At 66.6% G+C, this 18,658-nt stretch carries 17 protein-coding genes; 8 read left to right on the top strand and 9 right to left on the bottom strand.

Going from position 1 to position 18,658, the window contains the following annotated elements:
• The first annotated feature begins 204 nt into the window (after positions 1 to 204).
• On the top strand, positions 205 to 3,708 hold the full coding sequence (gene dnaE, locus A9J21_RS21085) for a DNA polymerase III subunit alpha (protein WP_066739109.1): 3,504 nt from the start codon (positions 205 to 207) through the stop codon (positions 3,706 to 3,708).
• Between the two features lie 16 nt (positions 3,709 to 3,724).
• Entirely contained in the window at positions 3,725 to 4,951 is a 1,227-nt protein-coding gene (locus A9J21_RS21080; RefSeq protein WP_066739108.1) for a glycosyltransferase, read from the top strand.
• Here the strand turns inward: A9J21_RS21080 and A9J21_RS21075 are convergent.
• Positions 4,896 to 5,666 (bottom strand): glycosyltransferase family 2 protein, encoded by a 771-nt coding sequence (locus tag A9J21_RS21075; RefSeq protein WP_066739107.1) that lies wholly within the window; start codon positions 5,664 to 5,666, stop codon positions 4,896 to 4,898. The genes A9J21_RS21080 and A9J21_RS21075 overlap by 56 nt on opposite strands.
• Positions 5,667 to 5,755: 89 nt before the next feature.
• On the opposite strand from A9J21_RS21075, the gene msbA reads away from it, so the two are divergent.
• Together msbA and A9J21_RS21065 are read left to right on the top strand one after the other, a co-directional pair.
• Positions 5,756 to 7,525, top strand: a complete 1,770-nt coding sequence (gene msbA / locus A9J21_RS21070) for a lipid A export permease/ATP-binding protein MsbA (protein ID WP_066739106.1) — start codon at positions 5,756 to 5,758, stop codon at positions 7,523 to 7,525.
• Between the two features lie 94 nt (positions 7,526 to 7,619).
• Complete coding sequence (locus A9J21_RS21065; RefSeq protein WP_066739105.1) at positions 7,620 to 8,225, top strand: peroxidase-related enzyme; 606 nt, start codon at positions 7,620 to 7,622, stop codon at positions 8,223 to 8,225.
• Positions 8,226 to 8,254: 29 nt separating this feature from the next.
• Here A9J21_RS21065 and A9J21_RS21060 read toward each other — a convergent pair whose 3' ends face one another.
• The 8 genes from A9J21_RS21060 to phnG all read right to left on the bottom strand — a co-directional run bounded on the left by A9J21_RS21060 (position 8,255) and on the right by phnG (position 14,926).
• Positions 8,255 to 8,773 carry a hypothetical protein gene (locus tag A9J21_RS21060; protein WP_066739158.1) on the bottom strand — a complete coding sequence of 173 codons (519 nt, stop codon included), beginning with the start codon at positions 8,771 to 8,773 and terminating at the stop codon, positions 8,255 to 8,257.
• A 213-nt stretch (positions 8,774 to 8,986) separates the two neighbouring features.
• The gene (locus A9J21_RS21055; RefSeq protein WP_066739104.1) at positions 8,987 to 10,195 is read right to left on the bottom strand and encodes an alpha-D-ribose 1-methylphosphonate 5-triphosphate diphosphatase; all 1,209 of its coding nucleotides are present in this window, start codon (positions 10,193 to 10,195) and stop codon (positions 8,987 to 8,989) included.
• A gap of 61 nt (positions 10,196 to 10,256) precedes the next feature.
• On the bottom strand, positions 10,257 to 10,985 hold the full coding sequence (gene phnL, locus A9J21_RS21050) for a phosphonate C-P lyase system protein PhnL (protein WP_066739103.1): 729 nt from the start codon (positions 10,983 to 10,985) through the stop codon (positions 10,257 to 10,259).
• Between the two features lie 2 nt (positions 10,986 to 10,987).
• Positions 10,988 to 11,764 (bottom strand): phosphonate C-P lyase system protein PhnK, encoded by a 777-nt coding sequence (gene phnK / locus A9J21_RS21045; RefSeq protein ID WP_066739102.1) that lies wholly within the window; start codon positions 11,762 to 11,764, stop codon positions 10,988 to 10,990.
• Entirely contained in the window at positions 11,761 to 12,663 is a 903-nt protein-coding gene (locus A9J21_RS21040; protein WP_066739101.1) for an alpha-D-ribose 1-methylphosphonate 5-phosphate C-P-lyase PhnJ, read from the bottom strand. Before A9J21_RS21040 ends, phnK begins: the two co-directional genes overlap by 4 nt.
• Positions 12,660 to 13,799 (bottom strand): carbon-phosphorus lyase complex subunit PhnI, encoded by a 1,140-nt coding sequence (locus A9J21_RS21035; protein WP_066739100.1) that lies wholly within the window; start codon positions 13,797 to 13,799, stop codon positions 12,660 to 12,662. The genes A9J21_RS21040 and A9J21_RS21035 overlap by 4 nt, the downstream gene beginning before the upstream one ends.
• A 1-nt stretch (position 13,800) precedes the next feature.
• Complete coding sequence (gene phnH, locus A9J21_RS21030; RefSeq protein WP_066739099.1) at positions 13,801 to 14,436, bottom strand: phosphonate C-P lyase system protein PhnH; 636 nt, start codon at positions 14,434 to 14,436, stop codon at positions 13,801 to 13,803.
• A 1-nt stretch (position 14,437) separates the two neighbouring features.
• Complete coding sequence (gene phnG, locus A9J21_RS21025) at positions 14,438 to 14,926, bottom strand: phosphonate C-P lyase system protein PhnG (RefSeq protein ID WP_082926545.1); 489 nt, start codon at positions 14,924 to 14,926, stop codon at positions 14,438 to 14,440.
• Between the two features lie 183 nt (positions 14,927 to 15,109).
• Here phnG and phnF point away from each other — a divergent pair, with 183 nt between their 5' ends.
• The 4 genes from phnF (at position 15,110) to phnN (ending at position 18,489) form a co-directional block, all read left to right on the top strand.
• A complete protein-coding gene (phnF, locus tag A9J21_RS21020) occupies positions 15,110 to 15,844 on the top strand; it encodes a phosphonate metabolism transcriptional regulator PhnF (RefSeq protein WP_066739098.1) in 735 nt (244 codons plus the stop codon).
• A gap of 128 nt (positions 15,845 to 15,972) precedes the next feature.
• The gene (locus tag A9J21_RS21015) at positions 15,973 to 17,175 is read left to right on the top strand and encodes an alpha-D-ribose 1-methylphosphonate 5-triphosphate diphosphatase (protein WP_066739156.1); all 1,203 of its coding nucleotides are present in this window, start codon (positions 15,973 to 15,975) and stop codon (positions 17,173 to 17,175) included.
• Positions 17,172 to 17,921 (top strand): DUF1045 domain-containing protein, encoded by a 750-nt coding sequence (locus A9J21_RS21010; protein ID WP_066739097.1) that lies wholly within the window; start codon positions 17,172 to 17,174, stop codon positions 17,919 to 17,921. The genes A9J21_RS21015 and A9J21_RS21010 overlap by 4 nt, the downstream gene beginning before the upstream one ends.
• Before the next feature lies 1 nt (position 17,922).
• The gene (phnN, locus tag A9J21_RS21005) at positions 17,923 to 18,489 is read left to right on the top strand and encodes a phosphonate metabolism protein/1,5-bisphosphokinase (PRPP-forming) PhnN (RefSeq protein ID WP_066739096.1); all 567 of its coding nucleotides are present in this window, start codon (positions 17,923 to 17,925) and stop codon (positions 18,487 to 18,489) included.
• The last annotated feature ends 169 nt before the right edge of the window (positions 18,490 to 18,658 follow it).

Below are 18,658 nucleotides of genomic sequence, written 5' to 3'. Positions count from 1 at the left end.
GGCCGGGCGCCGCAGGGTTGCTGCAGGTCGCGCCAGCGCGCTCGGTAACTGCCTGATTGGAAAGGCGAAATTATAGCCGCTTGGCGCCTCCGCCGATACCCGCCGCGCGCAGGCCCGGGCGAGTGCCGCCCGGTGCATGCCGAGGTGTTACTTTGCGAAAACTCTCAGAGTGAGCGGCGGGGTGAGCCGGTACAATGGCGCCCTATGTCTGCACCCCGCTTCGTACACCTGCGCCTCCACTCCGAATACTCGGTGGTGGACGGCATCGTCCGTCTCGATGACGCCGTCAAGGCCGCCGCCAAGGATGGCATGGGCGCGCTCGCGCTGACCGACCTCGCCAATGCTTTCGGCCTGATCCGCTTCTACAAGGAAGCCCGTGGCGGCGGGGTCAAGCCCGTGGTTGGCGCCGACGTCTGGCTGACCAACGCCGATGACCGCGACAAGCCGGCACGCATGCAGTTGCTGGTGCAGGACCGCATCGGCTACCTGAACCTCTGCACGCTGCTGTCGCGCGCCTGGCTGGGCAACCAGTACCGGGGCCGCGCGGAGCTGGAATCCGGCTGGTTCGATGAACCGGGCGAGGAAGGCCTGCCGCTGGCGACGGGCCTGATCGCGCTGTCTGGCGCGATGGGCGGCGACGTGGGCCAGGCGCTGGCGAACGGTAATCCCGACGGGGCGCGCCGCGCCGCGAGCCATTGGGCCAAGGTATTTCCGCAGCGGTTCTACATCGAGCTGCAGCGCGCGGGCCATCCGGGCACCGACGCCTATGTGCAGCAGGCCGTGCAGCTGGCTGCCGCGCTGCAACTGCCGGTGGTGGCGACACACCCGGTGCAGTTCATGACGCCGGACGACTTCACCGCGCACGAGGCGCGCGTCTGCATCGCCGAGGGCGAACTGCTGGCGAATCCGCGCCGCACGCGCAAGTTCACGACCGACCAGTACTTCAAGACGCAGGACGAGATGTGCGCGCTGTTCGCCGACATCCCGTCGGCGCTGCAGAATTCGGTCGAGATCGCCAAGCGCTGCAACCTGACGCTGGAACTGGGCAAGCCACGCCTGCCGCTGTTCCCGACGCCCGATGGCATGTCGCTGGACGACTACCTCGTGTTCATGGCGAAGGACGGCCTGGAAAAGCGCCTTGTCGTGCTGTTCCCCGACGAGGCCGAGCGCGAGGGCAAGCGCGCCGCATACTACGCACGACTCGAATTCGAGACCGGCACCATCATCAAGATGGGCTTCCCGGGCTACTTCCTGATCGTGGCGGACTTTATCAACTGGGCCAAGAACAACGGCGTGCCGGTGGGGCCGGGCCGGGGTTCGGGCGCCGGTTCGCTGGTGGCCTACGCGCTGGGCATTACCGATCTCGATCCGCTCAAGTACGCGCTGCTGTTCGAGCGTTTCCTGAATCCGGAGCGGGTCTCGATGCCCGACTTCGACATCGACTTCTGCCAGCACGGCCGCGATCGCGTGATCACGTACGTGAAGGAAAAGTACGGCAAGGAGGCCGTCTCGCAGATCGCCACGTTCGGCACGATGGCCGCCAAGGCGGCGGTGCGCGACGTGGGCCGTGTGCTGGACCTGGGCTATGGCTTTGTCGACAGCGTGGCCAAGCTGATTCCGTTCAAGCCAGGCAAGCTGGTGACGCTGGAGGAAGCCAAGAAGGAAGAGCCTGCGCTGGCCGAGCGCGAGCGCAACGAGGAGGAAGTGCGCCAGTTGCTGGAGCTTGCCCAGCGCGTGGAAGGCATGACGCGTAACGTCGGCATGCACGCCGGCGGCGTACTGATCGCGCCGGGACGCCTGACCGATTTCTGCCCGCTCTACACCCAGGGCACCGACGGCATGAGCGGTGTGGTAAGCCAGTACGACAAGGACGACGTGGAAGCGGCCGGCCTGGTCAAGTTCGACTTTCTGGGCCTGACCACGCTGACGATCCTGGACTGGGCCGAGCGCTATATCCGCCGGCTGGACCCGAGCAAGACCGACTGGAACTGCAGCCAGATCCCGCTGGACGACGGCCCCGCGTTCGAGATCCTCAAGAGCGCCAACACGGTGGCGGTGTTCCAGCTGGAAAGCCGCGGCATGCAGGGCATGCTCAAGGACGCCAAGCCCGACCGTTTCGAGGACATCATCGCGCTGGTGGCGCTCTACCGTCCGGGCCCGATGGACCTGATCCCAAGCTTCTGTGCCCGCAAGCACGGCCGCGAGAAGGTGGAATATCCGGATCCGCGCGTCGAGCCGGTGCTCAAGGAGACCTACGGCATCATGGTCTACCAGGAGCAGGTGATGCAGATGGCGCAGATCATCGGCGGCTACTCGCTGGGCGGCGCCGACTTGCTGCGCCGGGCCATGGGCAAGAAGAAGGCCGAGGAAATGGCCAAGCACCGCGAGCTGTTCCGCGAGGGTGCCGACAAGAACGGTCTGAGTTCGCAGCAGGCCGATGACATCTTCGACCTGATGGAAAAGTTCGCGGGCTACGGCTTCAACAAGTCGCACGCGGCCGCCTATGCGCTGCTGGCGTACTACACGGCATGGCTCAAGGCGCACCATCCGGCCGAATTCATGGCAGCCAACATGTCGCTCGCCATGGATGACACGGACAAGGTGAAGATCCTCTACGAGGATTGCCGCCTGAACAAGATCGAGGTCCTGCCGCCGGACGTCAATGCCAGCGAATACCGCTTTGCGCCAACCGATGCCAGGACCATCCGCTATGGCCTGGGTGGCATCAAGGGGTCGGGCCAGGGCGCCATCGAGGACATCCTGCGTGCCCGCGAGGAAAAACCGTTTGCGGACCTGTTCGATTTCTGCGAACGGGTGGATCGTCGCCAGGTCAACCGGCGCACGATCGAGGCGCTGATCCGCGCCGGCGCGTTCGACAGCCTCAACGACAACCGCGCGCAGCTGCTGGCCTCTGTGTCGATCGCGATGGAAGCGGCCGAACAGAAGGCCGAGTCGGCCAACCAGGTGTCGCTGTTCGATCTCATGGACGATGCGGGCGACGCCCATCGTCCGGCGCTGATCGACGAGCCGCGCTGGACGGCCAAGCGCACGCTGCAGGAAGAAAAGCAGGCGCTGGGTTACTACTTCTCGGGCCACCTGTTCGATGCCTCGCGCGACGAGGTACGCAAGTTCGTGAAGGGCACGCTGGGCGCGCTGGAAAAGGAAGTGCAGGGCAACGGTGGCGGCTACGGCCGCGACGTGCGCGGCAAGGTGGTTGCCGGGGTCATCATGGGTGTTCGCACGCAGATGACCCAGCGAGGCAAGCTGATCATCGTCATGATCGACGATGGTACGGCCCAGATCGAAATGACGGTGTTCAACGAACTGTACGATGCCAATCGCCACATGTTCCGCGAGGACGAGCTGATCATCGCCCAGGGCAACGCGCGGCACGACACGTTCACGGGCGGCGTGCGCTTCACGGCCGAGTCGGTGATGGATCTGGTGACCGCCCGCGCCCGCTATGCCGACGCGGTGTGCCTGGGCTTCAACGGCAATGCGTCCACCGAACGCCTGCGTGAACTGCTGACGCCGTTCCTGGCCAATGTGGCCCAGGTGCCGGGCGTGCCGGTACGCATTCGCTACGTCAACAAGTCGGCCCAGTGTGAGGCGACGTTGGGCGACCAGTGGCAGATCACGCCTTCCGAGGAAGCACTGACGACCCTGCGCGATGCGCTGGGCGACAGCGTGCGCGTGCTTTATGCCTGAGCGAGTGGCGACGGGCATGCGCAGGCAACGGATCCTGTTTCACGTCACGCATTTCCTGCACGGCGGCATCGAGACGTCTCTGGTCTCGCTGCTGACGTCGCTGCAGGACCGGTTCGACCTGGCGCTGACGGTCACCTACCCCTCGCCGGAACTGGCGTCGCATTTCCGTGCCCGGCTGCCGGCCAGCGTGGAAGTCCATGTGCTGGCCCCCGAGCGCTGGCTGTCGCATTGCCGTCAGCTCAAGAAACAGCGCAAGCTGGGCGTGCTGGGCAAGATCTACGAGGAAGTGCTGCTGCCACCGGTGCGCAAGCCGGTGGTCAGGCGCCGCTTCATGAAGATCCTGGAGCAAGGCGGGTTCGACATGGTCGTGGACTACGACATGTCGCTGTCGCGCATTACCGGGCCGCTGCCCGTGCCGATGATCGGCTACCAGCATTTCAGCGTGGCGCACCTGGCGCGCGGGCATGGGCGCAAGCTGCGCAAGCTGCGGCACCAATGCAAGGTGGATTACGACGCGGTGGTCATGCTCACGGACAGCATGCTGGCCGACGCCCGTGAACTGATGCCAGATGCAGCGTCCCGGCTGGTGCGCCTGTATAACGCCATCGACCTCGACAGTATTCGCGCCCGGGCCGCGCAGCCGCTGGAGCCTGGGCTGGTGCCGGCCGAGCCGTTCATCGTCTCGGTGGGGCGGCTGGAGGAAAGCCAGAAGGACTTTACGTCGCTGCTGCATGCCTATGCGCGGCTGGTCGAGCAGGGTATTGGCGAGCGGCTGGTGCTGGTGGGCGATGGCGCGTCCAGGCCCAAACTCGAAGCGCTGGCGAAATCGCTGGGACTGGCCGATCGCGTGACGTTCGCGGGTTTCCAGTCCAATCCCTATGCGTGGATTCGCCAGGCCCGCCTGATGGCGTTCAGTTCGAAGATGGAAGGGCTGCCCAACGTGTTGCTGGAAGGGCTGGCGGTGGGGCAGGTGGTGGTGAGCACCGACTGTCCGACCGGCCCTCGCGAGATTCTTGACGATGGCCGCGCGGGACTGCTGGTGCCGGTGGGCGATGTGGAAGGGCTTGCCGGGGCGATCCGCAGTGGCCTGCAGGATGCCGCATTACGCCAGACGCTGCTGACCCACGCCGCCCGCCACATCGAACAGATGGGCTTCGGCCCCACGGGTCAGGCGTTCGGCGCGCTGGTCAGTCGGCTGACGCAGGCGGACGTTTCGCCTGCTGCTGCAACAGCCAGAGCTTGATGTACTTGTAATAGCTGGCCTGGCCATTCATCAGCGCAACCGCCAGCCCTTGCGGGCCGTCGAGAAAGCCGCGGCGCAGCAGCCAGGTGCGCAGGAACGCCCAGCTGCCATGCGTCCAGGCGCTGAACACCGTGGCGCGCTTGCCGCGCTGGAATGCCTGCCGGGCGCCCAGCGTGGAGTACTGGTCGATCTTGCGCAGCACCTGCGAGAAATCGTCGTAGGTGTAGTGCAGCAGCGGGGTTTGCAGATGGCCGATCGGCCCGTCGGTGACCACGTTCTCGTGGACGATATCGTCGGTGAATCGGGCGCGGCCGGTGCGGAACACGCGGGTCAGGCGGTCGGGGTACCAGCCGCTGTGGCGCATGAAGCGGCCGCAGAAGCGCGACAGGCGCGGCATGTCGTAGGCGTCGGCACGGCCGGAGTCGATGGCCGCCAGGATTTCGTCGCGCAATGCGGGCGTGACGCGCTCGTCGGCGTCGATCGACAGCACCCATTCGCTCTGGACCTTGGACAGGGCGAGGTTTTTCTGGGGGCCGAAGCCGGGCCAGGTTGCCGTTTCATGGACTTCGGCACCCATGGAGCGGGCAATCTCCAGCGTGCCGTCCGTGCTGCCGGAGTCCACTATAATCGCGCGGTCGCACCAGGAGACGCTTTCGAGGCAGTCCCGGATATTGTGTGCCTCGTTCTTTGTAATCAGTACGACAGAGATTTTCATAGACATGCTTGCGATGGATCCCGCAGACCGGATTTGCCCGCCATTCTAGCGGCAGTCGGCGCGGGCCCCGATCGGCAAGTGGAGCCAACGTGAAAGACAGCAAAAAGCAAACGCCCCAGGAATCCGACACCCTCAAGCGCGTCTGGGGATACCTGAAGCCCGAGATGCGCAATTTCGTGCTGGCGATTCTTGCCATGGCACTCGTGGCGGCCAGCGAGGGCATTATCCCGAAGGTTGTCAACGACCTGCTCGACAAGGGCTTCGGCGGCAGCTACGCCGGCAAGCTCTGGCATGTGCCGGCGCTGCTGGTGGGCGTGGCGCTGGTGCGTGGCGTGGCCCAGTTCGCGTCGGGGTACCTGCTGTCGCTGATCTCGAACAAGGTGCTGCTGAAGATGCGCATGCAGATGTTCGAACGCATGCTGCATGCCCCGGCGCTGTTCTATCACCGCAATACCGCCGCATCGCTGATCAACGCCGTGATTTTCGAGGTCAACCAGGTCATGCAGATCCTGACCGGCGTGCTGATCACGCTGGTGCGCGATTCGCTGACCGTGCTGGCGCTGCTGGTGTACCTGTTCTACACCAACTGGCGCCTGACGCTGGTGGTGGCGGTGCTGCTGCCGACCATCGGCTTCGTGATGTCGAAGGTGAATCGCCGCCTGCGCCGCCTGAACCGCGAGCACCAGGCGCTGACCAACACCGCGGCCTACGTGGTGGAAGAGGCGGCCGGTGGCTACAAGGTCGTCAAGCTGCATGGTGGCGAGGAATACGAGACTGCGCGGTTTGCCACGATGGCCGAGCGCCTGCGCGGCTATTCGATGCGCATGGCCGTGGCCGGGGGCCTGAACCAGCCGGTGACGGCGTTCCTGGCGTCGCTGGCGCTGTCGGTGATCCTGACCATCGCGATGATCCAGGCGCAGGGCAACCAGACCACCATTGGCGGATTTACCGGCTTCGTGATGGCGATGCTGCTGCTGATTTCACCGCTCAAGCACCTGACCGACCTGAACCAGCCGCTGCAGCGTGGCCTGACCGCCGCCGAAATGATCTTCGGGCTGATCGACGAGCCGATCGAGCCGCAGACCGGCGGTCTGCCGCTGGATCGCGCACGGGGCGAACTGGCGTTCGAGAACGTCGGCTTCCGCTATGGCGATGCCGCACGCCCGGCGCTGAACCGTGTGAGCTTCCATGCCGCACCGGGCGAGGTGGTGGCGCTGGTGGGCCCGTCGGGCAGTGGCAAGACCACGCTGGTGAACCTGCTGCCGCGCTTCTTCGACCCGACCGAAGGCCGCATCATGCTCGATGGCAAGCCGATCGGCGAGTTCGGCCTGAACGACCTGCGCCGCCAGATCGCGTTCGTGAGCCAGGATGTGGTGCTGTTCAACGATACGGTGGCCGCCAATGTGGCCTATGGCGTACATCCGCGCGAGAAGATCGACATGGCGCGTGTCGAGCGCGCGCTGGCGGCCGCGTACCTGACCGATGTGGTCAAGGGCCTGCCCGAAGGGCTGGAGACCAATATTGGCGACAATGGCATGAAGCTGTCGGGCGGCCAGCGCCAGCGTCTGGCGATTGCGCGGGCGATCTACAAGGACGCCCCGATCCTGATCCTGGACGAAGCCACGTCGGCGCTCGACTCCGAATCGGAACGCCAGGTGCAGGCGGCGCTGGAGTCACTGATGGTGGGCCGTACCACGCTGGTCATTGCGCACCGCCTGTCCACGATCGAAAACGCCGACCGCATCGTGGTGCTGGAGCACGGTCGCGTGGCGGAATCGGGCAGCCACGGCGCGCTGCTGGCGGCCAACGGGCTGTACGCCGGCCTGCACCGGATCCAGTTCGCCACGGCGGCGGAATAAGCTGCCGAGTCGATTGCGATGGCTTTGACGGCCATGGCGCCCCGCCATGGCCGGGCATGTACACACACGGGACATATACCCGGAGGAGACAGACATGACCCAGGCATCACCGTCCACCCGTCCACCTGTCAGCCGCTATCCCGTTCCGGAGATTGCCGGGCTGCCTGACGATCTTCGCCAGCGTGTACTGGAAGTGCAGGAAAAGGCCGGATTCGTGCCCAATGTCTTTCTGGCGCTGGCGCACCGGCCTGACGAATGCCGGGCCTTCTTTGCGTACCACGACGCCCTGATGCTCAAGGAGACCGGCAACCTGACCAAGGGCGACCGCGAGATGATCGTGGTGGCGACGTCTGGCGCCAACCAGTGCCTGTACTGCGTGGTGGCCCACGGCGCCATCCTGCGCATCTACGAAAAGAAGCCGCTGGTGGCCGACCAGGTGGCGATCAACTATCGCAAGGCCGATATCGCCCCGCGCCAGCGCGCCATGCTCGATTTCGCGATGAAGGTCTGCGAGGCGTCGCATATGATCGGCGAGGCCGATTTCGACGCGCTGCGCGCGCACGGTTTCGACGACGAGGACGCGTGGGATATCGCCGCCATCACGGCGTTCTTCGGCTTGTCGAACCGTATGGCAAACACCATCGGCATGCGCCCGAACGACGAGTTCTTCCTGATGGGACGCGTGCCGAAGGCAAAGTAGGCTGGCCGGGCCGGGCAGGGCCGGGACGTTCAGCGGATCTGCGCGCAGTCGCCGTTGCGTGGATCGAACAGCACCGGCCACGCCTGCTCGTAGATCCCCGGCGTGCAGTGCTTCTCGCACCTGGCGTGGGCCAGCGTGATGCGGCGCGGGTCCTGCCACACCATCAGCTTGCAGCCGCTGCCATCGATGGCATGCAGTTCGATGTGGGGCGTCTGCTGTACCTGCTTGAATTCCTCCAGGTCGAAGTGGCACGAGCCCTTGCGCGACACCCACAGTTTCCAGGTCAGCGTCTGCACGGCATTGTGCGCCACGCGAACCACGGCATCCTCACGGAAGCCGTCTTCCTCGGTGCGCCTGCAGGTGCCCGTCATGTTGATCTCGTGCGCGGGAATCGGCGTGGGACGCGCCTGCGGAGCGGGCGGGTAGGTTGTGTCGGCGTTGACCTGCGGGCCCGCCAGGGGCGGCGATCGATCGGTCTTCTGCGGCAACAGGTCCGCGCATCCCGCGCATAAAAAAACAGCCAGCACCGCTGGCATAGTGATTCGCATTGACGTCATGTCGACCCCTTCCCGCCACCTTCACCTTCAATGTAGGGGATAGCGGTGCAAAGGCCAGCCGCCAGTGATGGGGACTAGTCCTAGCGTGCGGGTCGCCGCAATAGCGCCTATGCTCAAAAGATGTGGCCGCGCACCGGAGCCGATGCGCGGCCATTTCTTTTGCTCAGCGTGCCGAACGTGCGTTTGACGGCGCGGTCGCCGCCGTTACGCCACGGCCTGCAGCGTGGCGCGTGGTTCGATGTGATGCCCCGCATGTTGCACGGCCGGATAGCCGGCGGCAAACACCAGGCGGCCGGCTGACCACGTATGCGTGACCAGCGGCTGGCCCGCCACGCTGGCTACGGCGATCACGTCGGCACGCTTGCCGGGCAGCAGGCGGCCACGATCGTCGAGCAGGCAGGCGTCGGCCGGATTGGCACTGACCAGAGCCAGCGCCTCGTTGAGGGGCAACCCGGCCAGGCGCGCGGCGGCGAACGCTGCCGCGATCAGTGTGGACGGCTGGTAGTCCGAGCAGAGGATGTTGCCGACGCCGGCGTGGATCGCATCGATGGCGCGCATCGAGCCGCTCTGGCTCTTGCCGCGCAGCACATTCGGCGCGCCCAGGATGGTTGGCAGCGCGTGCGTGGCGGCCGCCCGCGCCGTCTCCAGGTTGATCGGAAACTCGCTCATGCGTACCCCCAGGGCATGCATGGCGGCGATACGCTGCGGAGAATCGTCGTCATGGCTGGCAGTAGGTACGCCCAGCGCGTGCGCCTTCGAGACCAGGCGGTTGACGCGCTCGGTGGCGCCGTCCAGTTCGGCTGTCTTTTTGGCGGCGGCGTCGGCAGCTTCGTCGCGGCTCATGCCGTGGTTGCCCATCATGTACGACAGGTAGGCATCGAGCGTCTTGAACTGACCCTGGCCGGGCGAGTGGTCCATGACCGACAGCAGGTCGACCACGCCCTCGGCCATCAGCATTTCCAGCACCGGCACGGCGGCCGCGTCGGTGACTTCGTAGCGGCAGTGGATGCGGTTGTCGACCAGGCTGTGCTTGCGATACTCGGCCACGGCGCGCACCAGCGTGGCGGCGGTGTCGTTGTTGCGCACGCCAAACTGGTTGCTGGCGAACGACAGCGCGTGGTACGGGGTGGTGATACCGGCGGCGGCATTGCGGCGATCGACTTGTGCCACGGCAAAGTCGAGCGGGAACAGCACGTTGGCGCGTGGTTCGGCTTCCTTCTCGATGGCGTCGCAATGCACGTCGATCAGGCCAGGCATCACGGTATGGCCGCGCAGGTCGATCACGTTGGCGTCGGCCGGGGCCGATGCGGGTTCGATGGCGGCGATCTGGCCGTCGGCAATCAGCAGGGCGCTGTCGTGCAGCACGCGGTCGGGCAGGACCAGCGTGGCGTGCGTCAGGTAGGTGGTGGACATGTCCGGTTCCGTGTCAGGTTCGGGGCAGGTTTGTCGGGGGCGTTTCGACGCCGCGCGGGTGTCAGGCGTTGGCCGCCACGGCCGGCTGCAGCGGCAGGGCGCGCGTGGCCACGGCATCGCGTACGGCTTCGTCGTGGAAGATGCCGATCAGTGCGCGGCCTTCGGCCAGCGCTTCGCGGATCAGCTCGATCACCACGGCACGGTTGTCGGCATCCAGCGATGCGGTCGGCTCGTCGAGCAGCAGGATCGGATGACCGCCGATCAGGCCGCGCGCGATGTTCACGCGCTGCTGTTCGCCGCCCGAGAACGTGGCCGGCGGCAGGTCCCACAGGCGGCGCGGCAGGTTCAGGCGTTCGAGCAGCACGGCGGCCCGGGCGCGGGCTTCCTCGTGGCTGGCGCCGCGCTGCTGCATCGGATCGGCCACCACGTCCAGCGCCGAGACGCGCGGGATGGCGCGCAGGAATTGCGACACATAACCGATCACGTCGCGGCGCAGCTTCAGCACACGCTGCTCGGGGGCGTTGGTCAGTTCCACCCACGGCTCGCCGGCTTCGCTGGTATCGCGCAGGCGGATCGTGCCTTCGGTGGCCAGGTAGTTGCCGTACAGGCAGCGCAGCAGCGTGCTCTTGCCGGTGCCCGAGCGGCCCGACAGCACCAGGCATTCGCCGCGCGACGCGTCGAAGTCGATCGCCTGCAGCACGGGCAGGCGGATGCCGCCCTGGTTGTGCAACGTGAACATCTTGCCGAGGCCGCGAACCTCGATCAGCTTCTGGGTATCTGCTTGCATCATGGTCAGCCTTGCAGGATGGAGGAAACCAGCAGCTGCGTGTAGGGATGCTGCGGGTCGTCGAGGATCTGGTCGGTCAGGCCTTGCTCGACCACGCGGCCGCCCTGCATGACCAGCGTACGGTGCGCCAGCAGGCGTGCCACGGCCAGGTCGTGCGTGACGAGGATGGCGGCCAGGCCCAGGTCCGTGACCAGCCGGCGCATCAGGTCCAGCAGACGGGCCTGCACCGATACGTCCAGCGATGCGGTGGGCTCGTCCATGAACACCAGGCGCGGATGCGTGACCAGGTTGCGCGCGATCTGCAGGCGCTGTTGCATGCCGCCCGAGAACGTGCTGGGCACATCGTCCAGGCGGCCCAGGTCGATTTCCATCTTTTCCAGCCACGCCCCGGCGATCTCGCGCAGGTCGCCGTAGTGGCGATTGCCCACGGCCATCAGGCGTTCGGCGATATTGGCACCGGCGCTGACCTGCATGCGCAGGCCGTCGCGGGCGTGCTGGCGCACGAAGCCCCAGTCGGTGCGGGCCAGCAGGCGCATGCGCGCGCTGGACAGCGAAGCCAGGTCGGTCAGGCCCGTTTCGCGCATGTCGTAGCTGACGCTGCCGCGCTGGGCCTTGACCTGCATCGACAGCGCCTGCAGCAGCGTGCTCTTGCCCGAGCCCGATTCGCCGACCACGCACAGCACTTCGCCGGGATACAGGTCGAAGTTGACGTCGTGGCAGCCGTGCACGCCGTCCCACGTGTGCGTGAGCTGGCGGACGGAAAGCAGTGGCGTGGCGTTCATGGTTGGCCTCCGGCGGCGGTCTTGACGGCTTGCGCGGCCTGGCGATCGGCGCAGTACTCGGTGTCCGAGCACACGAACATGCGCGTGCCGGCGTCGTCGGTAATGATTTCGTCCAGGTAGCTGTCGGTGGCGCCGCACTGCGCGCAGCAGCTCGACCACTTCTCGACGGTGAAAGGGTGATCGACAAAGTCCAGGCTCTTGACCGACGTGTACGGCGGCACGGCGTAGACACGCTTCTCGCGGCCGGCACCAAACAGCATCAGCGCGGGGCTGCGGTCAAGCTTGGGATTGTCGAACTTCGGGATCGGCGACGGGCGCATCATGTAGCGCTGGTTGACGATGACCGGATAGTCGTACGTGGTGGCGATATGGCCGTGGTGCGCGATGTCCTCGTAGAGCTTCACGTGCATCGATCCGTATTCGGCCAGCGCGTGCATCGTGCGTGTCTCGGTCTCGCTAGGCTCCAGCCAGCGCAGCGGCTCGGGAATGGGTACCTGGTACACCATGGTCTGGGCCGCGTGCAGCTTCGTCTCCGGAATGCGGTGGCGCGTCTGGATGATCGTCGCCTCGGCGGTGCGCTCGGTGGTCTGCACGCCAGTCACGCGGCCGAAGAAACGGCGGATATTGATGGCGTTGGTGGTGTCGTCGGAGCCCTGGTCGATCACCTTGAGCACGTCCTGGCGGCCGATGATGGCGGCGGTCACCTGGATGCCGCCGGTGCCCCAGCCATACGGCAGCGGCATCTCCCGGCTGCCGAACGGCACCTGGTAGCCGGGAATGGCAACGGCCTTCAGCAGCGCGCGGCGCAGCATGCGCTTGGTGGACTCGTCCAGATAGCCGAAGTTGTAGTGGTCGTCGCGCGTGACGGGGGCGGCGGTGTTGGCGTTGGCGGTGGTCATGCCAGCGACTCCTCTTGCGATGGCGACGGTTGCGGCGCGCTGGTGTTTGCGGTGTCCGGTGCGGCCTGGGCGTCCTGCTCGGCGCGCAGCCTGCGCAGCAGTTCCAGGTTGGCCTGGAAGTCCACGTAGTGCGGCAGCTTCAGATGCTGCACGAAGCCCGATGCTTCCACGTTGTCGCTGTGGTACAGCATGAATTCGATATCGTTGGCCGGGTTGTCGGCAGCCTCGCCCAGCTCTTCGGCGCGCATGGCGCGGTCCACCAGCGCCATCGACATCGCCTTGCGCTCGTTGTAGCCGAAGGTGAGGCCGTAGCCGCGCGTCAGGCGCGGCGCCTCGTCGGCGTTGCCGGCGAACTGGCTCACCATCTGGCATTCGGTCAGCTCGACCTCACCAATGGTCACGGCGAATCCCAGTTCCTCGATGAACATCCCCACCTCGGTGCTGCCGTAGCGGATCTCGGCGGCAAACGGGTGCGAATTGCCGTAGCCGCGCTGCGTCGAGTAACCCATGGCCAGCAGGAAGCCTTCGTCGGCGCGGGCCAGGTTCTGCAGGCGCGCCGGGCGCTCGGCCGGGAAGGTCAGCGGCTCGCGCGTGAGGTCGGGCGGCACGGGGTCGCCGGCGGGGATGGCGTCGGCTTCGACCCGCGATTCGGCTTCGAGCAGGCCGGTCACGCGTGGCATGTTCGGGGCCAGCGGCTCGGGCGACGGCGTCAGCGGGGCCGGGTCGCGACCCGCTTCGAGCGTGAAGTCGAGCAGGCGCTGCGTGTAGTCGTACGTCGGGCCCAGAACCTGGCCACCCGGCACGTCCTTGAACGTGGACGAGATGCGGCGCTGCAGCTTCATCCTGCCGGTATCCAGCGCCTGCGTATAACCGAAGCGCGCGAGCGTGGTGCGGTAGGCGCGCAGCAGGAAGATGGCCTCGATCTGGTCGCCAGCGGCCTGCTTGAGCGCCAGCGCGGCCAGGTGCGGGTCGTACAGCGAGCCCTCGGCCATCACGCGGGCCACGGCCAGTGGCATCTGCTCGCGGATCTGCGCCAGTGTGAGTTCGGGCACCGACGTGTCGCCACGGCGGTAGGTATCCAGCATCTGGTACGAATTGAGGATGGCGCGCTCGCCACCCTTGACGGCTACGTACATGTCAGTCCTCCACGCGCGTGGTGCGCGTCATGGCGCAGAATTGTTGGCCGCTGGCCAGCAGCAGGTCCACGCCCAGCGGAAAGCGGGCGTTGTTGGCGCGCCAGGCCTGGCGGAAGCCGGCGGGCAGGCCGCGCACTTGCAGCGCCTGCGTGGTCTCGATGCCGGGGCCGCGCAGCGTCAGTGCGTCACCGTCTTGCAGCGAGTCGACCTCGACGATCAGCGTGGCCGAGCGATCCGGATAGGCGGGCAGGCCCTGCGCGCAGTCGGCCAGTGCCGGCATGGCATGACCGGCCGGTACGCACACGAAGGTGGCATCGCCGGGGGCATCCACCAGCGGGCAGCCGCAGTGAAAGCGCAGGAAGGCGCGGGCGGCGGCCGGCACATTGGCGGGCAGCCACACGGGCGTATCGGGATCGGCCAGCGTCAGCAGCAGCGCGGTCAGTGCCGGGGACAGGCCTTCGGGCTGGCCGCTGGTGACAGGTAGCGATTCCATTCGGCCCGGATGCGCGAACGCTTCGAGCGTGGCGCGGAAGACGGCCTGCGCGTCATCGACCGGATTGTCGAAGCCGGGCAGCAGCGAGGTGGCCGAGGTGGAACCGGGAGTGGAGGCCTGCATCGAATTCTGTGTGGACGACATCTCAATCTTCTCCGCGTGCCATCGTGAAGAACTCCACGCGGGTCTGCGCGGCGGTGGCGGCCTGACGGGCGGCGCGCTCGGTCAGCGCCTGCGCCAGCGGGGCGACGACCACGTCCTGCACGCGCTGGTGCCAGGCCGGGCGTTGCAGCAGCGCGTCCAGCACGGCGGCCTGTTCGGCGTGGCGCTGGCCGCGGCCCTGCACATACGACACCCCAGCCGTGGCCGCTTCGCCTTGCGCTTCGTCGAGCACCACGGCGCAGCGTGTGACCGACATTTCACCCAGGTTGAACTGGGCACCGGTGCCGCCTGCCCGGGCACGCACCATGGCCATGCCCGATTCCGGCTTGCGCAGCAGGCGGTAGCCGGGCAGGGCGGCCGCTTCCTGCAGCCGCGTGTAGGCCGCATCGAGCGCGTCCGGCTGGGCCAGCGCCAGCACCCTCAGCCACGCGGCACGTGCCGCATTGGCCTGGTTGGCGGTTTCATTTTGCATGATCACCCCTATACGTCTATACGTTTAGATGTAAACTAACACAACACGGCGATACTAGACCACAGCCACATGAACGTTTCATGACGGGTGGGGGACTTGCTCGGACACGCCACCGGCGCGCCGGGACTAGGGCACAATCGCACGGCAACCATTAAGGCTTGATGACACAGGGCAGAGCGAAAGATGTCTGATCGGGAAGTGGAACGGGGTTCCGGCGTGGCGGTGTGGCGCCAGATTGGCGAGGCGCTGGCGGAGGACATCCGCAACAAACTCTATGGCCCCGGCGAGCAATTGCCGCCGGAGCCGGAACTGGCAACGCGCTTTGCCGTGAACCGGCACACCATCCGCCGCGCGATGGGCGAACTGGAGCTGAGCGGCCTGGTGCGCATCGAGCAGGGCCGGGGCACCTTCGTGCAGGAACATGCCATCGATTACGCGATCGGCCGCCGTACGCGCTTTTCGCAGAACCTGGCCGCGCAGGGCATGCGCGGGCATCTGGAGATCGTGGACAGCCAGACGCTGCGCGCGCCCGAGATTGCCAAGCACCTGGGCCTGGCGCGCACTGCCGACATCCTTCATATCCAGATGGTGGGCAAGGCGGAAGCGCGCACCATCGACGTGGCCGAGCACTATTTCGATCCGAAGCGCTTTCCGGGGCTGGAGGATGCCGTGCGCGACACGCAATCCATATCGCGCGCGCTGGTGAAGTTCGGCATTGCCGACTACACGCGAAAGTGGTCGCGCATCACGGCGGCCATGCCCAGTGCCCCGGTGGCGCGGCTGCTGAACCAGCCCAAGACGCGCCCCGTGCTGCAGGTGGAGGCGCTCAACGTCGATATCGACGGCGTGCCCGTGCAGTACAGCATGACGCGGTTTGCTGGCGACTGGGTGCAGCTTACGGTGTCCGACAACGACTGACAGACGGGCTGCGTGCCCTGGCGGCACAGTCAGCCTCATGGTGCAGCCTGGTGATTCAATCGCATTGGTCTAGACATATGTATGTCATGTGCCGGCGCTAACTTGGTGGTGAACCCGTAATGCCCATCATGCAAACGACAACCCAAACCTATTCGCTCCCGCTGCGCGGCATCACCGGCCGCCGCGTGCTGGGTGCCGGCACCATCGCCCCCGCCACGCTGGGCTTCGAGCAAGGCAACATTGCACAACAGGCAGGCGGCAGCGGCCCCTGCATCGACGCCGGAGACCTGCTGGTGCTGCCCGGCATCGTCGATATCCATGGCGATGCGTTCGAGCGCTCGGTGATGCCGCGTCCCGGTGTCAGCTTTCCTTATGGCCCGGCGCTGCTCGATGTGGACCGCCAGCTGCTGGCGCACGGCATCACCACCGAATTCCACGGCGTGACGTTGTCCTGGGAAGGTGGCCTGCGCGGCGAAGCCTACGCCGTGCGCATGTTCGAGGCGCTGTCGCAGCTGGCGCCGGTGCTGGGCGCCTCGCACAAGGTGCATCTGCGCTTCGAGGCCTATCACCTGGCCGGCGTGGAGACAGCCCTGCAATGGATGGCCGATGGCCGCGTGAGCCTGCTGGCCATCAACGATCACCTGCCGACCATGGCGCGCCGCATGAACGACGAGCGCAAGCTGGCGCAGTACGCCGAGCGTGCCGAATGCGACATGGAGACGTTCCGCAACCGCCTGCGCACTGCCAGCCGCCACGCGCAGGACGTGCCGGCCGCCGTATCGCGCCTGATTGCCGCCGCACGCGAGGCTGGCCTGCCGGTGGCGTCGCATGACGATCCCGATCTGGCGACGCGCCAGCACTACCATCGCCAGGGCTGCGCCATCGCCGAATTCCCGCTGACGGTGGAAGTGGCGAAGCACGCGCGCCAGATTGGCGACGAAACCGTGTTCGGCGCCCCCAATGTGCTGCGGGGCCAGAGCCACACCGGCGCGCCCAATGCCACCGAAATGATTGCCGCCGGCCTGTGTACCGTGCTGGCATCGGACTATTACTATCCCGCACCGCTGCAGGCTGCGTTCAAGCTCGTGCAGCTGGGCGTCTGCAGCCTGCCCGAGGCCTGGCACCTGGTGTCGCGCAATCCGGCACGCGCCGCCGGCCTGCGCGACCGCGGCGCGCTGATGCCGGGCATGCGTGCCGACGCGGTGCTGATCGACGACAGCCTGCCGGGTCTGCCGCGCGTGTGCGGCACGATCGTCAACGGCGAACTGCGTCACGCCGCCGTGGCGCTGCCGCTGATCGACCTGGCTGACGAAGGCAGCCTGGCCGCATGAGCCAGGCGACCCGACCTACCCGATCCGCCCATCGCTACGCGATCTACCTGGCGCCGGCCGAGCCGTTTCGCGGCTTCGGCGGCCAGTGGCTGGGCCGCGATGCCGATACAGGCGTTGCCCTGCCGCTGCCGCAAGGCATCGCGCAGCGGCCCGACGCATGGGTCAAGGCACCCGCGCACTATGCGCTGCATGCCACGCTGAAGCCGCCGTTCCGGCTGGCCGATGGCACGGATGCGGCCATGCTCGATGGCGCCATGCGCGCATTCGCGGCAGCGCGCGAGCCGTTTGATGCACCGCTGACGCTGCGTGCGCTGCGTGGCTTCCTGGCATGGTGTCTTGACGATGCCGACGGGCCGGGTGGCCGCCGGATGCACGCGCTGGCCGATGCCTGCGTCACCGATTTCGATCGTTTCCGCGCGCCACCGACCGAGGCCGAGATCGCCCGCCGCGATCCTGCCCGCCTGAGTCCGGCGCAACGGCAGCATCTCGACACATGGGGCTACCCCTATGTATTCGACACGTTCGCCTTCCATATCACGCTGACCGGCATGCTCGGTGCGGCCGACGAAGCGGCGGCCTTCGACATGCTGTCGGCTGCTGGCGGCCGGCTGCTGGAGCAACCGCTGCACGTGGATGGCGTGAGCGTGTACGTGCAACCGGAGGCGGGCGCCGATTTTATCGCCGCGCGTCACTATTGCTTCGACGGCACCACTGTGGACGGTGTCGGCGCAGCCTGGCTTGGCTAGCATGAATATCCGAACTGAAACCGACGGCAGCGGCCTGTTCTATGTGATGGGCCCATCCGGCAGCGGCAAGGATTCGCTGCTGCGCGCGCTGCGTGAACGGCTGAAGCCAGCCGACCCCGTAGTGATCGCGCACCGCTATATCACGCGCGCCGCCGACGCCAACGAGGCCTCGGTGGCCCTGACCGCCGATGAATTCACGCGCCGTGTGGACCTGGGCTGCCTTGCCATGCATTGGCAGAGCCACGGCCTGCACTACGGCATTGGCGTGGAGATCGAGCAGTGGCTGGCGCAAGGCCTGAAGGTGATCGTCAATGGATCGCGCGAATACCTGCCCGATGCGGCAGCGCGCTATCCGAAGCTCTGCGCCGTGCATGTGCGCGTGAAACCTGATGTGCTGGCCGTGCGCCTGCGCAATCGTGGCCGCGAAACCGAAGCGGCGATTGCAAAGCGGCTGGAACGGGCGAAGCAGCCCTTCGATGTGCCGGCTGGCTGCCGCCTGGTCGAGATCGACAATAGCGGTGAACTGAAGGATTCGGCTGACGCCTTTGCGAGCCTGGTCACTGGCTGACCGGCTTGCCCTCTCCCCCAGCCCCTCTCCCGCGTGGCGGGAGAGGGGAGCAAACAGATAGCGTTTGATATTCCCAGGGTTTTCTCCCCGCTCCCGCATGGCGGGAGCGGGGCGGGGGGGAGGCAAGCGTTTCAATCCCTGACGCGCCAGGCGTCAGGCATCGCGCGCA

The sequence above is a fragment of the Cupriavidus sp. D384 genome, assembly GCF_001652915.1.
Taxonomy (GTDB): Bacteria; Pseudomonadota; Gammaproteobacteria; order Burkholderiales; family Burkholderiaceae; genus Cupriavidus.
This window is presented reverse-complemented; position numbering and strand designations above follow the sequence as displayed.

Bases quoted from the DNA above. Each gene is read 5' to 3' on its own strand.
- A9J21_RS21035 (WP_066739100.1), bottom strand. From the start codon at position 13,799: ATGTACGTAGCCGTCAAGGGTGGCGAGCGCGCCATCCTCAATTCGTAC.
- A9J21_RS21055 (WP_066739104.1), bottom strand. From the start codon at position 10,195: ATGTCCACCACCTACCTGACGCACGCCACGCTGGTCCTGCCCGACCGC.
- phnF (WP_066739098.1), top strand. From the start codon at position 15,110: ATGTCTGATCGGGAAGTGGAACGGGGTTCCGGCGTGGCGGTGTGGCGC.
- A9J21_RS21080 (WP_066739108.1), top strand. From the start codon at position 3,725: ATGCGCAGGCAACGGATCCTGTTTCACGTCACGCATTTCCTGCACGGC.
- A9J21_RS21010 (WP_066739097.1), top strand. From the start codon at position 17,172: ATGAGCCAGGCGACCCGACCTACCCGATCCGCCCATCGCTACGCGATC.
- A9J21_RS21060 (WP_066739158.1), bottom strand. From the start codon at position 8,773: ATGCGAATCACTATGCCAGCGGTGCTGGCTGTTTTTTTATGCGCGGGA.
- A9J21_RS21015 (WP_066739156.1), top strand. From the start codon at position 15,973: ATGCAAACGACAACCCAAACCTATTCGCTCCCGCTGCGCGGCATCACC.
- phnG (WP_082926545.1), bottom strand. From the start codon at position 14,926: ATGCAAAATGAAACCGCCAACCAGGCCAATGCGGCACGTGCCGCGTGG.
- phnK (WP_066739102.1), bottom strand. From the start codon at position 11,764: ATGAACGCCACGCCACTGCTTTCCGTCCGCCAGCTCACGCACACGTGG.
- dnaE (WP_066739109.1), top strand. From the start codon at position 205: ATGTCTGCACCCCGCTTCGTACACCTGCGCCTCCACTCCGAATACTCG.
- A9J21_RS21065 (WP_066739105.1), top strand. From the start codon at position 7,620: ATGACCCAGGCATCACCGTCCACCCGTCCACCTGTCAGCCGCTATCCC.
- phnH (WP_066739099.1), bottom strand. From the start codon at position 14,436: ATGTCGTCCACACAGAATTCGATGCAGGCCTCCACTCCCGGTTCCACC.
- phnN (WP_066739096.1), top strand. From the start codon at position 17,923: ATGAATATCCGAACTGAAACCGACGGCAGCGGCCTGTTCTATGTGATG.
- phnL (WP_066739103.1), bottom strand. From the start codon at position 10,985: ATGATGCAAGCAGATACCCAGAAGCTGATCGAGGTTCGCGGCCTCGGC.
- A9J21_RS21075 (WP_066739107.1), bottom strand. From the start codon at position 5,666: ATGAAAATCTCTGTCGTACTGATTACAAAGAACGAGGCACACAATATC.
- A9J21_RS21040 (WP_066739101.1), bottom strand. From the start codon at position 12,663: ATGACCACCGCCAACGCCAACACCGCCGCCCCCGTCACGCGCGACGAC.